Annotated in this window: 1 pseudogene; it reads right to left on the reverse strand. The window is 62.4% G+C overall.

Annotated features, from left to right (window positions below):
- Positions 1-726: pseudogene (locus tag AD89_RS20240) on the reverse strand (M23 family metallopeptidase); the annotation flags it as partial.

A 726-nucleotide genomic window follows, 5' to 3' on the forward strand; every position in this document is an offset into this window, starting at 1 on the left:
GTATCCGAACGGAGACGTTATCGGGTATCCCTTGGCCGGGTTGGCCAAGTCTCCGTCACCGAAGACGAACTTGCCCTTCTTCTCCTGCTCCTTCTCCCATTCGCGGACTTTCTTGGCCAGACGATCCTGCTCGGCCTTCTCGTCGGCCAGCTCCTTCTCGGTCTTGGCTTTGTTGTCGGAGATGGTCTTCTCCGCATCGTCCTTCGCGGAGATGAGGTCGTTGAGGTTGTCGGCCTTCTTCTTCGCATCGACCTGCGCGGCTTCTTTGGCCAGCACCGCTTCGGCGGCTTCGTCCTTGAGGTCGGAGATCTTCTCCGTCACGCCCGAAAGCCGCTCTTCGTTGTTCTTGTTCAGCGCCCGCTGTTCGGAGAGTTCGTCGATCGTGCGCTGCTGGGACCGTACCGCTGAGTCGACGCGGCCGATACCGCCGTCGGCACTCGTGCCCTCGGCCATCTGCAGCAGCATCGCGAGATCTGAGGTGATGCCCGAATTCTGGTAGGCCTGCCGCCCGATGCGCGCGGCCGAGGTCTTGTGCTTGTCGATCTCCTCGGTGCCGGACGTGATCTTATCCTTGAGGTCCTTCTGCGCGTTCTCCGCCGAGGACAGGCGCGCAGCCATGTCCTCATCCTTTTCGATCGCCTTCGCCAACGCATCGTCGGCGGCCTTCGATTCGGCTTCGGCATCCGGCAGCTTCTCCTGCGCGGCGTCGCGTTCGGCGATGACGCG

This window comes from Brevibacterium sp. VCM10 (assembly GCF_000583215.1).
In the GTDB taxonomy this organism is placed as follows: Bacteria; Actinomycetota; Actinomycetes; order Actinomycetales; family Brevibacteriaceae; genus Brevibacterium; species Brevibacterium linens.